This is a genomic window from Micromonospora sp. NPDC048830 (genome assembly GCF_043198215.1).
Lineage (GTDB): Bacteria > Actinomycetota > Actinomycetes > Mycobacteriales > Micromonosporaceae > Micromonospora.
Genome location: NZ_JBICUP010000049.1, coordinates 1 through 17,347, shown reverse-complemented (window position 1 = coordinate 17,347; position 17,347 = coordinate 1). Strand labels below are relative to the sequence as shown.

Annotated in this window: 11 protein-coding genes, 1 tRNA gene and 1 pseudogene; 5 read left to right on the top strand and 8 right to left on the bottom strand. The window is 73.8% G+C overall.

The genetic code is table 11. From position 1 onward, the window contains the following. Positions 1-3: 3 nt before the first annotated feature. The 6 genes from ACGFIZ_RS28990 to ACGFIZ_RS28965 form a co-directional block, all read right to left on the bottom strand. The gene (locus tag ACGFIZ_RS28990; protein WP_393424714.1) at positions 4-2,826 is read right to left on the bottom strand and encodes a M48 family metalloprotease; all 2,823 of its coding nucleotides are present in this window, start codon (positions 2,824-2,826) and stop codon (positions 4-6) included. A gap of 406 nt (positions 2,827-3,232) precedes the next feature. Further along, positions 3,233-5,587: a DUF3488 and transglutaminase-like domain-containing protein gene (locus ACGFIZ_RS28985; protein ID WP_393424711.1), complete on the bottom strand. Its 2,355-nt coding sequence runs from the start codon at positions 5,585-5,587 to the stop codon at positions 3,233-3,235. Beyond that, positions 5,581-6,810 (bottom strand): DUF58 domain-containing protein, encoded by a 1,230-nt coding sequence (locus ACGFIZ_RS28980; protein WP_393424708.1) that lies wholly within the window; start codon positions 6,808-6,810, stop codon positions 5,581-5,583. The genes ACGFIZ_RS28985 and ACGFIZ_RS28980 overlap by 7 nt, the downstream gene beginning before the upstream one ends. A gap of 18 nt (positions 6,811-6,828) precedes the next feature. Continuing rightward, entirely contained in the window at positions 6,829-7,821 is a 993-nt protein-coding gene (locus ACGFIZ_RS28975; RefSeq protein ID WP_347667994.1) for a MoxR family ATPase, read from the bottom strand. A gap of 30 nt (positions 7,822-7,851) precedes the next feature. Beyond that, a complete protein-coding gene (locus ACGFIZ_RS28970) occupies positions 7,852-10,491 on the bottom strand; it encodes a fibronectin type III domain-containing protein (RefSeq protein WP_393424704.1) in 2,640 nt (879 codons plus the stop codon). A gap of 255 nt (positions 10,492-10,746) precedes the next feature. After that, positions 10,747-11,685 carry a fibronectin type III domain-containing protein gene (locus ACGFIZ_RS28965; RefSeq protein WP_393424793.1) on the bottom strand — a complete coding sequence of 313 codons (939 nt, stop codon included), beginning with the start codon at positions 11,683-11,685 and terminating at the stop codon, positions 10,747-10,749. Between the two features lie 43 nt (positions 11,686-11,728). Between ACGFIZ_RS28965 and ACGFIZ_RS28960 the strand changes: the two genes are divergently transcribed. Next, positions 11,729-11,962, top strand: coding sequence for a hypothetical protein (locus tag ACGFIZ_RS28960; protein WP_393424790.1), 234 nt, complete (start codon positions 11,729-11,731; stop codon positions 11,960-11,962). Continuing rightward, positions 11,963-12,322, top strand: coding sequence for a hypothetical protein (locus ACGFIZ_RS28955; RefSeq protein WP_393424788.1), 360 nt, complete (start codon positions 11,963-11,965; stop codon positions 12,320-12,322). It abuts the gene before it with no gap. A gap of 1,148 nt (positions 12,323-13,470) precedes the next feature. On the opposite strand, the pseudogene ACGFIZ_RS28950 reads toward ACGFIZ_RS28955, so the two are convergent. Further along, positions 13,471-13,653 (bottom strand): annotated as a pseudogene (locus ACGFIZ_RS28950) (hypothetical protein); the annotation flags it as partial. Positions 13,654-13,888: 235 nt separating this feature from the next. Between ACGFIZ_RS28950 and ACGFIZ_RS28945 the strand changes: the two are divergent. The 3 genes from ACGFIZ_RS28945 (at position 13,889) to ACGFIZ_RS28935 (ending at position 15,616) form a co-directional block, all read left to right on the top strand. Beyond that, a tRNA-Leu gene (locus ACGFIZ_RS28945) sits at positions 13,889-13,975 on the top strand. A 116-nt stretch (positions 13,976-14,091) separates the two neighbouring features. Beyond that, positions 14,092-14,583, top strand: coding sequence for a hypothetical protein (locus tag ACGFIZ_RS28940; RefSeq protein WP_393424701.1), 492 nt, complete (start codon positions 14,092-14,094; stop codon positions 14,581-14,583). Further along, positions 14,558-15,616 (top strand): tyrosine-type recombinase/integrase, encoded by a 1,059-nt coding sequence (locus ACGFIZ_RS28935; protein WP_393424698.1) that lies wholly within the window; start codon positions 14,558-14,560, stop codon positions 15,614-15,616. Before ACGFIZ_RS28940 ends, ACGFIZ_RS28935 begins: the two co-directional genes overlap by 26 nt. 280 nt (positions 15,617-15,896) lie before the next feature. On the opposite strand, the gene ACGFIZ_RS28930 is transcribed toward ACGFIZ_RS28935, so the two are convergent. After that, positions 15,897-16,940: a DUF4236 domain-containing protein gene (locus ACGFIZ_RS28930; protein ID WP_393424695.1), complete on the bottom strand. Its 1,044-nt coding sequence runs from the start codon at positions 16,938-16,940 to the stop codon at positions 15,897-15,899. Positions 16,941-17,347 lie beyond the last annotated feature (407 nt).

Below are 17,347 nucleotides of genomic sequence, written 5' to 3'. Positions count from 1 at the left end.
CCACTACGGGAGACCTCCCGCTCGCTTCAGGCTCTCGTTGCGTTCGTTCATCAAGGAGAGTGCGTTCGTGGCTTCGGTCAGCTCGTTCAGGGCCATGGCGAGCATCCGGCCACTCGATACCTCGAGGGCTCGCTCGCAGTCCCGACCACCTTGTGCCGCGCCAGTGGCGAACGCCGTCCAGTACGACTGGGCCTGAGCCTCGGGGACGGGGAAGTAGGCGGCGGCATCCCTCGCGATTGCCTGGAACTTCCTGCAATGCCTGATGGCCAGGGAGTTGTCGACCATCTCCGGCTTCTCGATGAGGGCGCTCAGTTCGCCCCCGGCGGTGGCGAACCGCGTTTGGAGTTCCAGGCCGCCGTACTTCTCCCACGCGTACACCTGCAGCGCTCTGGTCCGGGGAGACGGTTCCCCCTGCCGCCGCTCGGCTCCCGACTCGGCGGTCGGCGGAGAGCGGTCGACGGCGGGCGACACCAGGTCCGCCACGGTGATCACCACGACCACGACGCCCAGCACTCCCACGGCCAACCGCCTGTGCGAGAGTCCGTACCGGGAGGGCATCCGCAGGCGTGGGGCAGGCGCCGCCTGTCGGCCTGATCGAAGTCGGCGAATCACCGAGACGGCCGCGGCGGCGACGGCGGTGACGAGCACAGCCAGTACGAGCGCCGGGCCGCTGATGAGGCGGAAGCCCAGCCAGGCCGACGCGATGGGATACGGATGGCAGGACAGCCGCAGCGTGGACAACTGCGGGACACAGCCGTCCAGAGATGCCACCGCGATCGCCCCGGCGAAGCCCACCAGCACCGCGGTCTGGGCCCCGATCAGCGCGCACAGCAGCCGGTAGCGGTCCACCAGCGCCGCCGTCGTGGTCGCGGCGGCGCCGGCGCCCGCGACCACGGCGATGAGCACCCAGGCCAGGTAGGTCCAGATCAGGAGGACCCTCGACTCGGTAGTCGGAGGCGGCCACGTGTGCATGTACGCCATCGCCCCGGCGACGGCACACGTGGCAAGCGCTCCGCCGAGCAGGCCCGGGAGCAGGACCCGCCGCAGGGGTGGCAGTGCCTCGCGCTCCGGGGAACGAACCGCCCAGGCCGCGAGCGGCACCAACCAGAGGAGCGCGACCGACGCCAGGGTGAGCGGCCAGTCGGTCAACGGGACCAGCGACGGCCACACCGTGGACAACCCGGTCACGATGCCGTCCTGCTGTGCCACGTCCACGGCGGGCACCCCGCGCGTCATGTCGGCCCGCATCTCGGCCACGGAGTACGGCCAGCCCCTCACGAACGACACGCCATGCACCTGCCACCAGGCGAACCACGACGACAGCAGCACACCGCCGACCCCGGCACCCAGCAGGGTCACCGGACGGAACGTGGACCCCGGCCATGCCCTGGACCACAGCTCCGCGCACCGCGTGGTCCACCAGCCGAAGAACGCTCCGGCGCAGACGGGCAGCAGCAGAGCGGGAGGATGCGCCGGCAGCAGGGAGTCGAGCCCGACGTGATACCCGGTCAGTTCGCCGGTGGCCATCCCTATCCCCAGCCACAGCCCGGGCCGTAGTCCCGAGGGCACCGGCCGCCTGGTGAGGATGGCGTGGACCGAAGCACGCCACAGCGCGGTTCCGGCCACTCCGGCGACCAGCACCGCCGTCAGTACCCACGAGGCGTCCACCAGCCACGCCACGTCGTTAGCCGCAGCGTACAGACCCAGTTGGGAGTGGATCAGCGGGGCGACGAGACCGGTGAGGAACATCGGCAGCGCCCTCGCCACGTACAGCGTCGCGGGATCGGTCAGGGTCGCCCGACGCAGATCTCCTCTGGGGTGCGTGGCCCACAGCTCCAGGAAGGTCCTCAGCAGGCGGCGCAGCCGTCCGCTCCCGTCCCCGGCTCCCTCGGCAGCGACGGGGATGCCCGACCAACTGCGGGGGTCGGCTCCCCAGCGCACCGCCGCGAGGTCGGCGTACGTCTCCCGGCTGCGCAGCACGTCCGCGCGCGCGAGGTGGACGAGGACCACGAGGACCGCCGCTGTGGCGAACAGCTTCCCCAGAATGATTTGTGAGCCGCCCAGTGACTCCATCGTTTCGGGCTCCAGGGGCGCACGCACTCCTGTGGCGAACAAGGCCTGCCACCCCGCCAGGGTGAGGAGCAGTACGACGTACGGGAGCAGCACGGTACCGAGGAAGGCCCGCCACAGCGCCACGGTGAGGTAGGTGAGGGTGACGTCCCCGTTGCGAATGTGGGCGTACTCATGGAGCACTACCGCCCGGAAGCCCTCGGGGTCGGTGCCGCGGCCAGCGAGGAGCCCGCCACGCAGGCAGACGATCGGCCGACGGTTGCTGCCGAACACCACCGCGTCGCCCGAGGCCGCCGCCGGGTCGATGACGATGCGCGGCAGGCGGTCGAGCCCGGCCACCGCGGCCAGTTCACTCATCGTCCTCCGGATCTCGCCATCGACGTCGACCGCCTCCAGGGGGACGACCCGGCTCCGCCGCGCCTTCCAGGCAGGTATCGCCCACATCAGCGCGGCGGACACCACCACGACGAGGGCCGGCCAGACTCGCGACGGCCACCAGGGCAGCCTTGGCGATGACGAGAAACGGTCGATGCAGGCGCGGTAGGCGCCGCTGTTCTGCCGCGGGACGGGGTGGCCGATCTGGCTGGGATCTCCCCCGGCGGCCAGTTCACATCCGGCGGAACCGCCCATGGTCGGGGACGAGGTGGGGCCTGCGCCAAGGGCCAACATGATCATCGTGGCGCTGCTCACCATGATCAACACCGCGAGTACGACGAACCGCAAGGTGGTCCCGGAGACCAGGACACGCTCGTCCAACTGCTGCGGAGTGGGGCGTCCGGCTCCCGTCACCTGTCAGGCCCTCGTCCGGTTCTGGTCCGTGCCCCCGCCGCCTTCGGGCTCACCGGTGTCGCGCTGACCCGAAGGGCCCTCTGCGCCCACCACATGACGCACGGCACTCTGCACGCCCGTGCCTGCCCGGGGCCCCTGCGCCCCTGCGACGAGGCTGTCTCTGCGCCCATCTGTCCCCCCGGAGCTGCTTGCGCACCACGACATCCACCACGCCCAAGGGGAACGCCGGGCCGCGAGTGTGAGACACCGCAGGAGAGCGGCCGCCCACATTGGACTTCATACCCCTGCTTGGGCCGGGCTGTCCATGGACGGCTGGGTGTTTCCGCCTCATCCTGATTGGGCCCGGATGGCCGCCCGCGCCCTCAGCGGACGGTCAGCGGGGCCAGCGCAGCGGGCCGGGGTGCGCGGACCACAGCAGCCGGCGCCACCAGGGGCGGGCCGCGCGCAGGGCGGCCGTGTACCCGGCGGCCACGGCGGCGGCCCGCTCCGCCTGGTCGGCGGTGGTGGTGCCGGGGGCGAAGGCGAGCTGGTTCAGCAGCGCCGCCAGCTCGGCCACGTCCGGTTCCGGCGCCCCGGGGCCGGCCAGCAGGTCGCGCCGGTTCCCGGGCGGCGATGCCTCGGCGCGGGCCTCGGCCAGGGCGGCGCGGGCCCGGGCGGCGACCTCGGTGGCGGCGAGGTCCCCGCCCACCGGGCGGCCGGCCAGCCGCAGCGCGTCGGTCACCTCCCGCCAGGCCCCGGACACCCGCGAACCCGGGTCGCCGGCGAACAGCCGGGCCCGGGAGCGGGACCGCCGCAACCACGCCAGCGCCACGAACGCCGCCCCGGCCAGCAACAGCAGGCCAGCCACGCCGCCGCCCACCAGTACGGGCGTCGCCACGCCGGCCGGCTCCGCCGGTCGGGCCGGGGCGGCCACCGGCGGCGCGGACTCCGTCGGCTCCGGGGTGGGCTCGGGCGCCTCCGACGGCGGCGGCTCCTCCTGGGGCGGCCGGAAGTCCTCCTCGACGGGGCGGGGCTGCTCGTCCGGGCGGGGCAGCGGGTCGAACGGCACCCAGCCGACCCCGGAGAACAGCACCTCCGGCCAGGCGTACGCGTCCGCCGCCCGCACCGGCCCGTCCCCGGGGGAGGTGAACCCGACGACCACCCGGGTGGGCAGCCCGGTCAGCCGGCCGAGCACCGCGAACGCCGCCGCGAACTGCTCGGAGGTGCCGCGCTGGCCGCCGCCGTTGCGCGGGCCGAAGAGGAAGAACTCCAGGTTCGGGTACGCGTGGCCGCTGGGCGCGTCCGCCACCACCCGGTAGTGCTCGGCGAGGAACTGCTCGATCGCCGCCGCCCGGGCGTACGGGGCGCCGTTGTCCTCGGCGAGCTGTGCGGCGAGGCGGCGCAGCGGTTCCGGCACCCCGTCGGCCACCCGCAGCACCCGCGCCACCGCGTCCCCGGCCGGTACGTCCGCCGCGGCCAGCAGATTGTTGTCGGGCCGCTCCGCCGCCGAGGTGACCGTGTACCGCAGCCCCGGCGTCAGCCCCTCCGGCCGGATCAGCGTCCCGGTCCGCGGGTCGTACGCCACCCGGGCGCCGCTGACCTCGCGTGGGGTGGCGACGGCGGGCAGCAGCCGCCCGGTCAGGTCGGCCACGGTGATCTCCTGCCGGACCGTCTCGACCGTCGCCCCGGGCGCGGTCGGGGTCTCCGGGAGGATGCGGCCCGCGTTGCGGTACGTCGCCCCGACCCGCCAGGTCACCCCGTCGTAGTCGCTGAGCACGGCGAGCCTGATCCGCGGCGACCGGCCCGGGTCGCCCCCGCCGGCCGCCGGGTCGCCTTCCGGGCCGTCGCCGTCCGGGCCGGCCGACGGGCCGGGAGCCGGGGCGGCGCCGTCGCGTCGCGTGCTCACCTCCAGCAGCCTCTGCTGCGGGTTCAGCGCCCAACCGGAGATCCGGATCAGCGGGTTCTCGTCCAGCGACTCCACCTGCGGCGGCTCCACGTACCGGCGCGGATCCACCGGCCGGCCCTCCACCCGGCCGGCCACCGCCGGGCCGAGCAGGGCGGCCAGCCCGACGACCACGGCCACCCCGGCCGCCGTCGTGGCGGCCAGCCGTACCCGCACCGCCGCCCGCACCCCCGGCGCGAGCCCGGCGGTCGGGTCCGGGCCCGACCGCGCCGCCCGCCCGCCGGGGACGGCCAGCCCCACGGCGGCGACCGCCGCGAACGCCACCGTCGGCCAGATCGCCGGGTCCGCGTTCGGCCCGACCACGTACAGCGCCCCGGCGTACAGCAGCGCGGGCGGCAGGTAGCCCAGCAGCAACCGGCCGGCCCGCAGCCCGACCTCCGCGCCGGCCAGGCCGGCCAGCCACGCGGCGACCAGCGGCACCAGCACCGTGTCCGGGGCCGGCTCGACGGGGATCATCGCGGTCAGCAGCCGGGGGATGCCGTTGCGGGCCGCGTCCGCCGCCACCTCGACCAGCGGGGCCGTCAGCCCGGCCGCGTCCGCGGACACCCGCAGCGACCACGCCGTCCAACCGGCCAGGGCGGCCACCGACAGCGGGGCGACCAGCCACGACGGCAACCGCCGGGCCGCGACGCTGACCAGCACCGCGCCGACCCCGGCGCCGACCACCAGCCAGGCCAGCAGCCCGCCCGCGTACACCCGGCCGAGCACCACCCCGGCGAGCGCGACCAGCGTCGCGAGCGCCAGCGGCGCCACCGCCGCCCGCACCGCCCCGAGCACCCTCACCACCGGCGGACCCCGTCCCACTCGGCCGCGAACGCGGCGCCGTCGGCCGCGTCGACGACCACCATCCCGGACGCGGCGGCCGGCGTCGGATCCGCCGCCCCGAACACCCCCACCAGCAGCGACGGGTACGCCCCGCGCAGCGCGCCGACGTGCCCCAGGTCGCCCCGGCCGTCCGGCCCGGTGAGGAAGACCAGGGTGTCGCCGAGCCGCTCCCGCCGCAGCCGGCCCGTCGCGACGCGCAGCGCCTCCACCGCGTCGCCGCCGCCGAGGCGTACGGCGGCGAGCCGGTCCAGCGGCCCGGCCGCGTCCTCGACCGCCCCCGCCGGGGGCACCGCCGCCCGCCGTGCCGGGACCCACCGCCGCCGGCGTGGCGGCCCGGCCGGCGCCGGCCCGTCGCCGCCGGTGGGCCGCTCCGGCGCGACCAGCAGCAGCACCACCGGCAGGTCGGCGCGCAGCGCCGCCACGACCACCGACGCCGCCGCCTCACAGGCGGACTCGAACGACTGCGGGTCGCGGTGGGCGGCAGCCCGGTTGTCCAGCAGCACCACGACCCGCGGCAGGCTGGTGTCCACGTTCTCCCGCACCATCAGCTCGCCGACCCGGGCGCTGGTGCGCCAGTGCACCCGGCGCAACTCGTCACCGACCACGTACTCGCGCAGCGAGTCGAACGTGATCGACCCGTGCGGCACCCCGTCCACCCGGCCGTCGAGGCTGCGCCCCGCGCCCGTCGGCACCGCCGTCAGCGGATGCACCCGCGGATGCACCCACACCGGCACCGTCCCCGGGTACGCGCGGGCCAGCGCCACCAGCCCCAGCGGGTCCCGCCGCGTCACCCGCAGCGGCCCCACCCGCACCACACCCCGCCGATCGGTCGGCACGTCGTAGGCGACCGCGACGTCCCGGCCGGGGCGCAGCCGCAGCACCGGCACCGGCACCGAGCGGTCGCCGCAGCGGTCCTCGGCCAGCAGGTTCGCCGCCCGCAGCCGCCCCGTGTTACGCACCGTCAGCACCATCCGGGCCGGCTCGCCCCGGGACACCCGGTCCGGGTCGGCGTGCCGGCGCACCTCCAGCCGGGGCCGCCACAGCGCCACCAGCAGGGCGTATCCGACCGCGCCGCCGGCCGCCACCCCGAGCAGGGTCAGCTCCGGGTACGCGAACCGGAAACCGGCGCCGAGCAGCACCACGGCGGCCACGAGCAGCCCGGCGCCCCGGGCGGTGATCCCCACGTCCTTTGCGGCCAGCCGTCAGCGGGCCGGGGCGAGCTGGCCCGACGGCAGCGGCACCGGCACCGAGGCCAGCGCCTGGCGCAGCACCTCAGCAGGCGTCACCCCGCGCACCTGCGCGTCCGGGCTGAGCAGCAGCCGGTGGGCGAACACCGGCTCGGCGAGGGCCTTGAGGTCCTCCGGCATGATCCAGCCCCGCCCGTCGATCAGCGCGTACGCGCACGCCGCGCGGGTCAGCGCGATCACCCCGCGCGGGCTCACCCCGACCCGCACCTGCGGGTGGTTGCGGGTCGCCGCGGCCAGCCGCACCGCGTACGCGTACAGCGGCTCGGCGATGTGCACCCGCCGGGCCATCTGCACCATCTCCCCGACCGTGGCGGTGTCGGTGACGGCGGGCAGCGCCTCGGGGGAGCGGACCGTCGCCCCGCGCAGCACCTCGACCTCGACCGCCTCGTCCGGGTAGCCGACGGACAGCTTGACCAGGAACCGGTCCAGCTGCGCCTCCGGCAGCCGGTACGTGCCGTCCATCTCCACCGGGTTCTGCGTCGCCACCACCAGGAACGGCTGCGGCACGGGGTGGCGCACCCCGTCGACGGTGACGGTGCGTTCCTCCATCACCTCCAGCAGCGCCGACTGGGTCTTCGGCGACGCCCGGTTGATCTCGTCGGCGATGACGATGTTGGCGAACACCGGCCCCGGGTGGAACTCGAAGGCCCGGGTGGCCTGGTTGAAGATCGTCACCCCGGACACGTCCGAGGGGAGCAGGTCCGGGGTGAACTGGATGCGCCGCCACTGGCCCTTCACCGTGGCGGCGATCGCCCGCGCCAGGGTGGTCTTGCCGACCCCGGGCACGTCCTCCAGCAGGACGTGCCCCTGGGCGAACAGCGCCGTCAGCGCCAGCCGGACCACCTGCGGCTTGCCGAGCACCACCGAGTTGACGTTCTCGGCCAGCCGGGCGGCCAGGGCGGCGAAGCCCTGCACCTCCGGCTGGGTGAGCGGTTCACGGGTGTTCACGGTGGTGCTCCTAGCGTGGGTGGCGCGCGGTCAGCAGGTGGGCAGGACGTTGATGTCGTCGCCGCCCTCGAGGTTGAGCCAGGCCCACGGGATGTAGTTCCGCCCGCTGTACTCGACCTGCACCCACCAGGTGCTCTGCTTCTGGTTGTTGTAGATCCAGGAGTCGACGTTGTCGCCCCGCTTCTTGCAGTACGCCTTCAGCCGGGTGCCGGGCTCGGCCCAGCCGACCTGCTGGGCGTTGTCCTGCCGGGGCACCCGGAAGATCTCGTTGCCGTTGCGGCCGGCGACGTCGGAGTTGCAGTACATCCGCTGGTCCCCGGACGGCCCGTTGTTGCAGGTGGCGATCCCGTACAGGGCGGCGGTGCTCTGCGCCCGGGTCGCCGTGTCCTGGCCGGCCGCGTTGCGCGCCGTCACCGTGACCGTGTACGCGGTGCCCGGCGTCAGGTTCGCCACGGTGGCGCGGGCGCAGTCGGACGCGGCGATCGGCGCCCGGCCCGGCACGCCGACGGTGCACGTGGGCTTCCCGCCGCCGGCGTCCACCGTGAAGGTGACCGTGACCGAGGTGGCCGTCGCCGACGAGCCGGTGACCGTGATGCGCGGCGGCGTGACCGTCCGCGCGGTGTCGGTGGCCTCCGCGCCCGGCCCGGCCTCGTTGACCGCCCGGACCTTGACCGCGACGTTCTGCCCGTCGCCGAGACCGCCGACGGTGGCCCGGGTGTCGGTCACCTCGCTGGTCCGGCCGCCCGCCTCGACCAGGTACTTCGTCACCGGCCGGCCGTTGGGTGCCGCCGGGGACCACTGCACCGCCACGGTGCCCGGCTGGTCGGCCACGGTCGTCGCCCGCAGGCCGAGCGGCTGGCCCGGCGGGGCGAACGGCACGACCGTGTTGCTCACCGGGGAGGCCGCCGAACCGGCGCCCCGGTCGCTGACCGACACCACCGTGAACGCGTACTGGTTGCCGTACTCCAGCTCACCTGCCGGGACCACCAGCTCCGTCTTCGTCGACTCGCCCACGGGGGCGTTCGCGCCGGCCGAGGTGGCGGTCACGGCGTACTTCGCGATCGTGTTGCCCTGCCCGTCGGCGGCCGGCCACTTTACCAGGACCGTGCCGTCGGGCCGGGCCTCGGCGGTGACGCCGGCCGGCGGGTCCGGCACCTCCGCCGTCGGCGTGACCGGGTTGCTGGTACGCGCCGGCCCGTCGCCCTTGGCATTGACCGCGTGCACCGAGAACCGGTACGTCTCGCCGTTGGACAGGCCCTTGACCTCCACCGACCGCTGGTTGGCGCCCACCTCGAGGCGCTGGCCGGCGCCCTCCACCACGTACCGGATGATCTCGGCGCCGTTCGCCGCCGCGGGCCGCCAGCTCACCCGCGCCCGGGCGTCACCCGCCGACGCGGTGACGCTGCGCGGCGCGCTCGGCTTGCCCACCTTCGGCTTCTTCGGCGGAGGCGGCGGCGGGGGCGCCGGCGGCGGGTCGCCGCCGAGCACGTCGTTGGCGTACTTGTCGACGTCGCGCACCTGATGCTTGTCGTCGACCACCCGCGCGGTCGCCGAGTCCGGCGCGTTGATGAACAGGTGGTTCTCCCGCACCTCCAGCTCCAGCGGCCCCGTCCAGCCCTTCCCGCCGATCGTGTCGACGAGCTGACCACCCGAGTCGAAGGAGTAGACGGTGCCCGTGGTCTCGTCGGCGACGTAGAAGCGGTCCGCCCAGGCCACGGCCGGGCTGAGCCGGTCACCCCGGCCCGGGACGGTGAACTGCCGCTCCTCACCGCCGTCGCCGATCACCAGCACCTTCCGCTCGCCGGGCACCGTCACCGGCACCCGCGGCCCGCTGGTCCGCGCCGGCAGGGCCCCCGGCCCGGTCATCCGCAGCGGCGTGCGCAGGACCTCGCCGCGCCGCACCCGCACCAGCTCGCCGGCCGTGCGGTCCAGCACCGCGACGCCGTCGTCCAGGGTGGACACCACCAGCTCGTGGCTGGGCTCCGCGACGTCGTACGACTCGATCTTCTTCGGGCTGAGCCCACCGCCGGCCGGCGCCGCCGCCCCGGGCTCGTCCGGCAGCTCCGCCGCCGTCACGGCCGACACCGTGCCCTCGGCGGGCACGGCGATCCACAGCCGACCCTCGCCGTCGAAGGACCCGCCGGTGATGCCCGGCAGGTAGCGCACCGGCTCACCGACCGGCACCAGCGAACGCGGGTCGAGCTGCCGGACGATGCCCTGCACGGCGTCCACCACGAACGCCGCGTCCTCGTGCAGCGCCACGTTCACGCCCAACCCCGGCGTGGTCCGGGTGGTCGCGGTGATCTGGAGGGTCGCCAGGTCCAGCGAGCTGACCTGCCCGGTGTTGAGGTCACGCAGGATCAGCAGCCGGTCGGTCTGGACGACCTGCATCGGATGCCGGCGGGCGCCCGGAACCTCCACCCGCGTGTCCACCCGCGCCGTCACACCGTTGACCCGGGACATCTCGCTGCGGGCCGCGCTCCACAGCCAACTGCTGGCGTCGTAGTTGGCCACCGCGTTGTCCGCCGCGCCCAGCCCGAGGACGGTGAGCCCCATCGCGGCCAGCAGCGCGGCGACCGTGCCGATCGTGACCAGGCCGCCGCGCAGGCGGCGGGAACGGCGGCGAGGAGGCTGCGCCCCCGTACTCACGGCGTCGTCGATGGTGGCCACAACCGGCTGCCTCCCCGTGTCGTCGTGCCAGGTGACGCGCCGTGCACCGGCGACCCGCCCCGAGCCGGCTGCCATCATATGGTCCGGCCCCGACCACGGAAACCCGCGCCACCCGCTGACGCAGCCCGCCCAGGCCGGCTGCCGACATGCGCCCCGGGGTGCGCGGGCGGGCGGGGTGTCAGCTCGGCGTGCAGCCCGGACGTGCGCGGGCGGCGTGTCAGCTCGGCGTGGAGTCCAGCGTGCGCGGGTGGCAGGTCAGCTCGGCGTGGAGCCCGGCTGCCGGTCGGTGCAGACCTGGCCGGAGGTGGCGAACGTGTTGGTCGAGTAGACCGCGAGCACCGTGAAACAGTAGTCGACCCGGCTGTTCAGCCCGTTGACCGTGTAGCTCGTCTCGCCCGGGTCCACGTCGGCCAGCACGCCCAGCTTCTGCCCCGCCCGACCGCCGGCCACCATGAACGGCACCGCCCCACGGGACGGGTCGGTCCAGGTGAGTGTGATGGTGCTGCTCTCGTCGCGCAGCCGCAGGTCACCCGGAGGCGGACCGCTCACCTTCGGCGCGGCCGACGCCAGAGGCGGCGCCGACGTGGCCGGGGGCACCTCCGAGGCGCGGCCGAACACGCCGAACACCAGGACCGCGGCAACGACGGCGAGGACCACCAGGACGGCGGCCACCGCGACGACGAGCACCGTCCGCCCGCGCCGCGCCGCCTCGGGTCGCTCGTCCTCCGGGTACGCCGGCCAGGCCCGCGCCGACGCGTGTGCCTGCTCGGCCGGCCAGCCACCCTGGTCGGGCCAGCCCTGCTGCGGATGTCCCTGCGCGGTCTGCCCCTGCGTGACCTGTCCGTGCGCGGCCTGTCCCTGCGCGGCGTGTCCGTGCGCGGCCTGGGCCTGGGGCGGCTGGTTGCCCTGGTCCGGCTGCCGAGCCGCGTGGCCCCCGTCCGCGTGGCCCCCGTCCGCGTGGCCCCCGTCCGCGTGGCCCCCGTCCGGGTGGCAGTGCTGCGGGCCCGGCGGCGGGATGCGTGGCGGCTCCGGGATGTCATCCAGCCCGGCCAGGACCGGCGGGGGCGCTGCCTCAGGTCCGGCCGGGCCCGGCCCGTCGGTGCGCTCCTCGTCGTCCGCGTTCCCTTGGGGCGCGTTCGGCGTGGCGGCCAGAGGCTGCGGCGGGCCGAGGCTGCTCCACGGCGGCGCCGTCATCCCCCACGGTGGCACCGGCGATCCGCTGACGGGCGATCCGCTGATGGGCGTCGCGCTGATGGGCGTCGCGCTGATGGGCGTTGCGCTGATGGGCGTTGCGCTGACGGGTGCTCCGCTGACGGGCGTTGCGCTGACGGGTGCTCCGCTGACGGGCGTTGCGCTGACGGGTGCTCCCGTCAGGGGCGGACTACTGACGGGCGGGCCACTGACCGGTGGAGTGCTGGGCGGCGAGGCGATGAACGGGGCTCGGGGCGGCGGCACGGCCACGGGCGCCTGAGTGACCGGTGGTCCGCTCACTGGTGCTGGTGCTGGTGCTGGTGCTGGTGCTGGCGGCTGCGGACTCGCGGGCGACCCGCTGACCGGCGTGGCCGCGCTGGCCGCTGGTCCGCTGACCGGCGGAGCGCTGGTGGGCGGTCCGCTGATGGGCGGACCACTGACCGGCGGACCACTGACCGGCGGGCTGCTGACCGGCGGAGCGCTGATGGGCGGGCTGCTGACCGGCGGAGCGCTGACGGGCGGGCCGCTCACCGGCTGTCCGACCGGTGGCGTGGCCGGGGCGCCGCTGACCGGTGCCGGATCGGCCGTGGCAGTGCGCTCCGCCTCCTCCCGCAGTAGAGGATCGATCTGCCGTACCTGAATCGTTGGCTTGTCCCAGCCGGTCGCCCGCCCGGGCGCGGGCTCCGGCTGCGGGACCGGCTCGGCGGGTGCGTTGCCCTGGGCCGGGACAGCGTGCGTCGGCGCAGCCCGCGGGGTGACCGGCGGGGGCGGCGCGGGCGCCGGAGGGCTGGCCGTCGCCGTGGGCTGGGGCGCCCACGGCGAGACCGGTGCGGGTGGCGTCGGCGCGGGAGGGACCATCGCTGGCGCGGGTGAGGTCTGGGGCGGGGGCGGAGTGACTGGATCGGTCCGGGGAGCCGGCACGGCCGGAGGCCGCCCGTACGCCTGGTGCTGCCGCCCATCGTTCGGGCGTGGGGCCGGGGACGGCGGAGCCGGCACCTGCGGCGCCGGCGGAACTGCCGGGTGTGCGGGCACGCTGCCCTGGCCGGCGTGCTGCTGCTGCGGGGCGGGTGCCACCGGCTGCACCGGCGGCGCCTCCCGGTGTGGTGCCGGCGCGACCTGCGGCGGGGGCGCGGGGATACGCGGCGGCGGCGGGATGTGCGGCGCCGCCGGTGGCGGTTCGGGCAGGCGTTGGGCGGGCGCCGGGGCAGGAGGCACCGCGGGTGACGGGATGGCCGGAGCCGGGATCCGGGGCGGGGGCGGCAGCTGCTGCTGCGGCGCCGGGGCGGCAGGCCGTCGGGGCGGCGAGACGACAGCCTGTTGCGGCGGCACCGGCATCGGAGCCTGCTGTGGCGGTGCAGGGACCCGGGGCGGCGGTGGGAGGTGCGGCGCCGGAGGAGGCGGCGCGGTGGCCTGCGGGCCGGGCGCAGGGTGCGGTGGCGGCGGGGGCGCCGGCACGGCCGCCAAGGGCATCGTCGGATTTGTCGGCGCGGATGGAACAGGTTGCGGGACGGGCGCGGCGGCAGCCGACCCCTGCGCTCCGTCGCCCAGGTAGTGCCGGGCTGCCCGTACCATCGGGTGGTCCGCGCCGAACACGGCGGGCCCGGCACTGGCGACCCGAGCGAAGTGGCGGCGGGCCTCGTGCCGGTTGCCCAGCTCCTCGGAAACCGAAGCCAGATCGAACGAGAGCGTCAGCATCAGGGGGTCGCCGGGGTGCCACCGGCGTTCGCCGGCCGCGAGCGCCTCCTCCAGCACCCGCCGTGCGGAGACCGGATCGCCGGCCTCCCGGTACAGCCGGGCCAGCAGGTGAGCGCCGCCCAGCACCTCCGGGTGGTCCTCGCCGTAGCTCACTCGGAGCGGACCGAGCGCATCGGTCAGGAACCGACACGCGCCGGCGAGATCGCCCGCGGCGCGGATGGCGAGCGCGCGATGTTGGAGAGCGGCCAGGGGAGAGGGCTGAGACACGCCAGCCATGCTGCCGAAAGAGGGCGTCCCGACGCTACCCACGTCCCGATCTTGGTCGGTTCGCAGCTGCTCTGGCTCGGCGCCCAATGGTGGTGAGCTGGGCAAACAGGGCAGACGGGGGTTGAGGGAAAGGCGATGTGCATGATCCACCCCGGCCGTGTACAGTAATGCCCCGTGCGGCCCACCAGGGCGGCCGAGGGGCGATGAGGTCGCCGTCGGCCGACAGGGTAGGCTGGACGAGTAAGTCCGGGTGGCGGAATGGCAGACGCGCTAGCTTGAGGTGCTAGTGCCCGTATAGGGCGTGGGGGTTCAAGTCCCCCCTCGGACACCAGTTTTGGTGAAGCTTCACCATTTACGTGACGGGTCACCATACCTGCCGCCGCTTGTTCGTGGCGGATTTTCCGTGGAAGTCGGGTTCGCTTCGGTGCGAGCCGCGACGATGTGGACGTGAGTGCAGCTCGGCTGTCGCGGTCCGGTGGTGAACAGCTCATCGGTGCTTTGGTGCCGCCCAAGACTGTGAGGCCGGTTGTCGGGGCTCCGGTGCCGTTGCCGGTGTTGCCGCAGCTGAGCCTGCCAGCCGATCCCGACGCGGACGGTCTGATGTTGGGGATGGCTCGCCTGGATCGGTCCGGACGGCTGTCCGCCCGTGAGTTGCTCGGCGTTTTGGGTTGGCGGCCCGGGAGCCGGGTCGACATCGGTGTCGTAGCGGGCGTGCTGGTGGCCGCCACGGCGTCCACCGGTCGGCATGTTGTGCACGGCCGGGGCGAGCTGTGCCTGCCCGCCGCGGTCCGGCAGATGTGCGGCCTGCTGTCTGGTGTGCCGGTGTTGCTGGCGGCGTCGCCGTCCCAGCAGGTTCTGGTGGTCCATCCGGTCCACACGGTGGCGCGGCTGCTGACCGAACATCACACCCGCCTTGCTGCAGGCGGCGGTCATGGTTGATGCGCAGCGTATTGCGGACGCGCAGCGGTTGCTGGCCCGGCTCGGCGTGAGCATAGCGGACCTGCGGGAGGCGCAGCGGCCACGGGTGCCGACCATCGCGGAATACCTGCCCCGCGTTATCGCTGCGGCCGGTCCCGGCGCCCGCCGCACCTACGGCAGCTACTGGGACCGTATCGCGGCGCGGTGGGGGGATCGCCGGTTGGACAGCATCGCTGCGACCGACGTCGAAGCGCTGCAACGCGAGGCCGCCGAAGGCGCTCGACGGCGGCGTAACGGTCGTGGCGGCAGGCACGCCGGGGAGCATGTCATTGCCGCGCTCCGGGCGATCTACAACCGGGCGATCGCCGATGGGCTGCTGGAGGTGTCCGACAGCCCGGCTCACCGGGTGAGCAAGCCCCGACGGTTGCCCAGTACTCGACGCGCGTTGGCGCCCGAGGAGTTGGAAGAGATCAACCTGGCGGCCCGCCGCAGCGGCAATGACGTTGTCCTCGATGCCATCCTGCTGCGCCTGCACACCGAGACCGCCTGCCGGCGCGGTGGCGCACTCGCCCTACGCCTCATGGATTTCGACCGGGAACGCGGCCTGGTCCGGCTTACAGAAAAGGGCGGCGCCCTTCGCTGGCAACCCATCACTTTGGACCTGGCAGCGAGCCTTGACGATCATGCCCGATGCCGGGGTGCGGTCCTACCCACCGACGCCCTGCTGCGATTCCGCCATGGCGGTGCGCTCACCAGCCGCCGCTACGACCACCTTTGGAAGCGTATCGGCGGACGCCTGCCCTGGGTCGCCGCGCAGGGCATCTCCACCCACTGGCTGCGCCACACCACCCTGACCTGGGTGGAACGCCACTTCGGCTACGGGGTAGCCCGGGCCTACGCCGGCCACACGGACAGCACCGGCCCAGCCACCACCACCTACATCAAGGCCGACCTACACGCCGTCGCCACCGCCCTGGCCGCCATGACCGGCCAACCACACCCACTGGCCACCCTCAACGAACACCCACAAGCGAGGCCGTCACGCTCGTCATAGCTGCCGTGCAGGAGACCCGGGTTGCCGAGTCGGCCAGGGAGCACCGGCGCGGCAAAGTGATTCGGCGGGGCCAGCAAGGACAGCTGACAGTCGCTCTCGCTGGCAGTTCGAGCACGGTGACTCAGCCGGGTTCTGTGGCAGCCATCAGCTGGTCCATCTTCGCTAGCGAGGGCGATCGACTGGGAAGCCTTTTCATCGTGATGGACCTGGTCATGGCGGGCGCGGCGGAGAACCTGTGTCGGCATAGGATGAGCCTCCCCCGATCAATGGAGCTACAGGGTTATCGCATCTGGTTAAGTGCGTCGGCGAGCGAGGCGGCAACATCGGGTCGGGAGAAGTCCCAGACCATCAGCAGTCCTTGCGAGGTTGTCAGGGTGAGGCGGCCGTACAGCATGACGGGTAGTTGTCTGTTGTTCTTGAACCGACGGTCCGGTCCGCCCGCCTTGTTGGTGTATTGCCATGTCGTTCCGACGCATTGAGAGTCCGCCGGCGGCGTCTCGGACTCAATGAACCGCTGCGCGTCCATGCGAGCGTTGACGGCCGAGTACGGCAGGTCGGCGTACTGGTTGCCGTGACGGACGATGACCCGGTCCGGGAGGAAGTAGATAGACCGCTCTTTGCCGTGCAGGCTCGGGACGGCGATGTTGGTGACGAGTACGGGGGGACCGGCTAGATCCACAGAGCCAGCGCTGCGACGGATGAGTGCCGTTGCCCCCGCGTTGACCTTGCGCTGGTACGGCGTATGCAGCGCCCCCTCGGCTTCGACATGCCATACCTTTTGAACCTTGCTGACGAAGCCGTTGCTCGTGGTGAAGTGTGTGTATTTGACTGCGGGACCGTCCTCGACGCTGTAGAAGACGACGACGGACCGGCGGGCGAGGTCACGCTGGCGCAGCCACCATACGGCGGGCGCGGCTGGCGCGAGCAGGAGCAGCCCGAACGGAGCTGTCATTAACGCCAAGACCACGATGACGCCGGCAATCCACGGCCACAGCGGTCGCCGTCGAGCCGCTACCCGGATCTGATTGATCAGGTCCGACGGGTGCGCGGCCATGAGGTGTTGGACTGGGGCACCGGCCAACTCCCGCATGAAAACCTGGTCGTTGGGCGGTACGGGCGGGCTGACCCGGAGGCCGGGTGCGGGAGGAACTGGCAATTGGCTGCCGAAGTAGCTCGTACCGAGACCCGCAACGCGGATGTAGTTGCCACGGGGGCCGGCTCCGACACGGAACCCGGGGACACCGACAGAGACGCCGACTCCGGCGGGTGAAAGATTGAATCGGAAGGGGCCCGCCTTCAAGCTGGTCCGCAAGTAGAAGCTCATCGCATCCTCGTGCTGTCATGGTGGAACGCCGCAGCAACAGAGCGGCGTGTAGATGTCCACGGGTCACTCGACGGGGTATGACGAAACGAACCGGCAGCGCATGCTCGATTGATGTTACCGCGACGCCGGTTGTTCCCGGCGCCGGAGGCCGTCGCTGTCCCGGGGCCCAGGGACGGGGCTTGGACGGCCACAATCTCCATGCCTTGCCGTCGGCCGCGCCTCGCACGGCGAGGCGCGGCCGACGTATCGGTCGTCCCCACTTCATTCGTTGCCGCCCTATTGGGCTTATTCCTTCGCTTGGGTGAGGCTCTGCCCAATGCCACGTAGCCTAATTTGATCATGGGGTTGGGCTGGGTCTTTGTGGATGGTCGGCGTGGTGGCGTGACCGGCGGGTCGGGTGCTGGTGT